Source organism: Pseudaeromonas pectinilytica, assembly GCF_054780855.1.
Map to the genome: position 1 here is coordinate 1 of NZ_BAAGVN010000274.1, position 4545 is coordinate 4545.

Genomic DNA, 4545 nt, shown 5'->3' on the forward strand with positions numbered 1-4545 from the left:
CCAATGTCGTGACTGCCACCTATACCTACGATGCCTTGGGCAATCGCACCAGTCAGGTGGCAGCCGATGGCAGTCGAACTGATTGGGTGTATAGCGATAAACTGCTGGTGTGCAGCAGTGTCACGACCGCAGTCGGTGTGGCAACCACCCGTTATGTGTATGACGCTGAAAAGCACCTGCGTTATGTCATCAGCCCCGAAGGACGGGTCAGTGAAAATCGCTATGATGCGGTGGGCAACAAGGTCGCCAGCATTAGTTATCAAGGTGCCCAGTACGCTACCGCGTCACTGGCGGCGACCACTGCACTGAGCGAAGCCACGCTCAACAGCTGGGTTGCTGTGCAAGACAAGTCCATGACCAGCCGGACGGATTACACCTACGATGGCCGTGACCAGCTCACGGCGACGGTGTCCTATGCCACGGTGGACAGCAATGGCAATGGTGTTGCCGATACGGGTACCGTGCGTACGTCGTTCAGCTATACCCCGCAAGGCTTGCTGGCGCACCAGATTGTGGTAAAGGGCTCAAGCCAATACCAAACCAGCTATGCCTACGATGGCGAGGGACGCTTGCTCTCCTCAACCGACGCGGCGGGTCATGTCGTGTCAACCAGCTACAGTGGCAATACCATCCGTGTGACCAATGCCGGTGGGGCAATTACGGTTTCTACCTATAACGCCGCAGGTCAGTTGAGCAGCGTGGCTATCACGGCCAACGACGGCTCTACGACCACTACGCGCGCCACAAGCTATGTCTACGATGCCTCCGGTCGACTGCGCATGACCCAGTCAGCCAGCGGTGCACGCAGTTATGTGTTCTACGATGAGGCTGGGCGTCAGAGTGCCACGGTTAACAGTGATGGACTGGTGACCGAAACCCGGTACAACACTCGAGGTCAGGTGGTCAGAACCATCACCTATGCCACGCCGATCAACACCAGCGGCTGGTTCAATGGCAGCGCTGTAGTGCCAACGCTGGTCTCGGCTATCCGTCCGGCAACGAGTGCTGCTGACCGCACTACGGCGTTTACCTATGACGCGGCCGGACGCCTACTGACCACGGTGGATGCCGAGGGGCATCGTCTCTCCAATAGCTATGATGCTGCGGGCAATTTAGTGCGTAGCTCCGCCGATGGCGACCTGGCGACGACAGCGGATGACCGGGTCACACGCTACTTTTACGACAAGGATGGCCTCAAGCGGGCGGTGCTGGATGCTGCCGGCTACCTGACCGAATATGTATATGATGGTGCCGGACGCCTGACCCACACCATTGCCTACAGCACACTCACCACTGCGGCTTCGCGCGCGACCGGGACTCTGGATGCATTGCGCCCCGCCGCCGCTGGCGACGACCGTCACAGCTACCAGTGGTATGACGATACCGGGCGACCCATTGCTCAGGTGAGTGCCGATGGTGCATTGACCGAAACAGTGTATGACGAATCAGCGAACCAGACGCGCACGCTGTTGTACCGCGCCGCCATTACAACGAGTATCACCACAGGCTCCACTCTAAGCACGCTGCGCGCCGCCGCGGGTGGCTCGCCGATAACCACAGCGACCTTGCAATACAATGCCATTGGGCAGCTGGTAACCAAAACGGATGCCAATGGTATCGCAACCAGTTACGGCTATAACGCCGATGGGCAGCTCGTGACCGAGACGCTGGGTGCAGTCACTACGACGACCACCCGCAACCAGTTTGGTGAAGTGACCAAGCTGGCCAAGGGAACCAGTACGACTCAATCGTTTTATGATGCGGCTGGCCGCTTGGTGCGGACCGTGGATGGCCGCAATAGCAGCACCTTCCTGTACTACAATGCCTCAGGTCGCTTGACGCACACCGTGAACGCGCTGGGTGAAGTGACGGTCACCTCGTACGACGCGTTCGGGCAGGTGACGGAGACGCGCACTCTGGCCACGCGGATTAGCACCACGGGGCTTACCGGTGGTCTCAATACTGCCTTGACCGGTTTGACGCAGAACAATGCCGCCGACCAGCGGGTGACCGGTATCAGCTACAACCGTCTGGGGCAGAAGATATCGCAATCCAATGCCCAGCAACTCGCCACTACCTACAGTTACAACGTGTTCGGTGAGCTCTATCAAACCACCGCCAACTTGAGCAATGGCAGCACTGTCTATAAAGCTGTGACCGCCTTGAGCTATGAGGCGCGCGGCCTGGTCACCGCCACCACCCAAAGCGCCTTCTATGGTGCCAGCAGCTCGACCAGCCAGGTTGTCACCAACAGTTACGATGCCTTTGGTAATCTGATTGCCGTGAAAACTCACGATGTCGCGGATACCGATAGCAGTAATGACCATCTGACGCAGTCGCTTTATGATGGCGCTGGACGCCCGGTCTGGACCGCAACCCGCCAGGGCAGTGGTCATGCCGTGGTACATCTGGAGTATGACACTGCCGGACGGGTCACCCAGCAGACCGCCTATGCCGATATTTATGGCGGGGCCTTAAACGCCAACGGGACGCTGAGCGCCGCCAATCTGGAAAACTTTGCCAGCACCAATAGCGCCAGTGCGCGCACAACGACCAACACCTATGATGCCGCCGGTCGCCTGGTTTCAGTGAAAGATGCTGCAGGCAAGACCGAGTCGTATGTGTATGACGCGCGCGGCAACAAAACCAAGTTTACCAACAAGCTCGGGTATACCTGGACTTATGCGTACGATGCCAACAACCGACTGACACAAGAGACTGCGCCCGCCGTTACGGTGCGGTTAAGCAATGGCACCACCACGAGCCTTGCTCTGCAAACCACCTTTACCTATGACAACAATGGCAATCTGCTGAGTCGTACCGAGGCCGCCGGAACCACGGATGCACGGACCATGTCCTACAGCTACGATGCTGCCAATCGCCAGACTCACATCACCAATGCCGATGGCACCACCCGGGTGGTGACTTATGATGCCCAGGGCCGTGCGGTCCGACAGCAGGATGAGTTGGGCTACTTCAAATACAAAGCCTACGATGCCATGGGCCGAGTGCGTTTCGAGGTGGATGAGGACGGGTATGTTACCCAGTACCAGTACGATACCGCGCTGAACCAGACAAAGGTTATCCGCCATGCCACCGCCCTGTCGGGACTGACCGCCGAAAGCTACAGTGAGAGCGCGCTGCAGTCGCTGGTCAAGACCAGTGGTGCGGACCGCACCCTGACCAAGCAATTTGATGGTCTGGGGCGACTGACGCGCGAGTTTAGCCAGTCGATTGGCGGGTACGATGCCGCCACTAACACCAGCTATGCCAGTAATACCGAAACCACCTATCAGTACGATGCTTTTGGTGCTGTAGTGCTGGAGCGCCATCGCATTGATGCCAGCAACTGGGCCGATACCTACTCCTACTACGACAATGCCGGGCACCGCACCGCCCAGGTGGATGCTCTGGGATATCTGTCCACCTGGAGCTATAACGCCCTGGGTCAGGTCATAAGCCAGACCGAATATTCACAAGCCGCCTCATCCATCTCCCTATCTGGATATACCCGGGGCGCAGTGGGGACTGAAACCACCGGCTACGACCGGACTACCTCCTACACCTACGATGCGTTGGGGCGCACCTTGAGCCAGACCCTCAAGGGGAATGGTGGCAACAGTTACGAGACATCCTGGACTTACGACGCGCTGGGCAACCAGACCTCCGAGACCAACGCGGCCAAAGGCCTTACCGAGAAAGAATATGATGCGCTGGGGCGGTTGATTAAATTCTCCGGCGTGGCTCACGCGGTCACTACCGGTGCCTACAATGCCACCACCTCCGGGCGTCAGGTTACCGATTACCAGTACAGCGCGTTTGGGGATTTGGCGCTGCAGACCGACAGCGCCAGTGCGGGTGTGGGTGTGGGTGGCAGCATCACCACCCAGTACCAGCTCGATAAAATGGGTCGCGTTATTAGCGTGACCAACGGGGACGGGATTGTCACCACCAAGGAATACGACAAGCGTGGTCGGCAACTAAACCAGAAGACGACTATTTCGGTCGCGTACTGGTCAGGGGTCGCAGACAACTACACCCTGACTCAGGCCTACAGCTATGACAAGCGCGGGCATCAGACCGGCACTGTGATTTCAGGAGGGGCTGGAAATGCCCAAATCCAGAACAGTAGCTACAACGCCTTTGGGGAGATAGCCAGCAGTGGTATTGGCACCCAAATGCAATACAGCTACAGCTATAACCAAGCTGGGCAGATGATCCGCAAGACCGAGAGCAACGGTGACACTCGCAGCTTTGGGTACGACATGCTAGGCCATGTCACAAACGATACGCTTGAAGGGGGTAGTGGCACAGGCGATGACCGTGCAACGCTGAATACCTATGACAAGCTGGGGCGTCTAATCAAACAGAAGTTACCGAAGCTCAACGATATTCAGTCAGCCCCAGTCAGCTCCCAGACCCTGGACCGCTGGGGTAATGTGCTGATTTCGACCAATGCCATGCTCATGTACAGAACCTTAAGCGGCAAGCGAATTAATAATACCGTCTAACGTGTTGTTTTGCTTGGATTTTCTCTGCCTACTC

At 57.6% G+C, this 4545-nt stretch carries 1 protein-coding gene; it reads left to right on the forward strand.

The genetic code is table 11. The features are described 5' to 3' along the window. Nucleotides 1–4511 (forward strand): hypothetical protein (locus ACYVG7_RS11180; RefSeq protein ID WP_460883188.1); only part of this gene is annotated, 4511 nt, incomplete at its 5' end. Between the last annotated feature and the right edge of the window lie 34 nt (nt 4512–4545).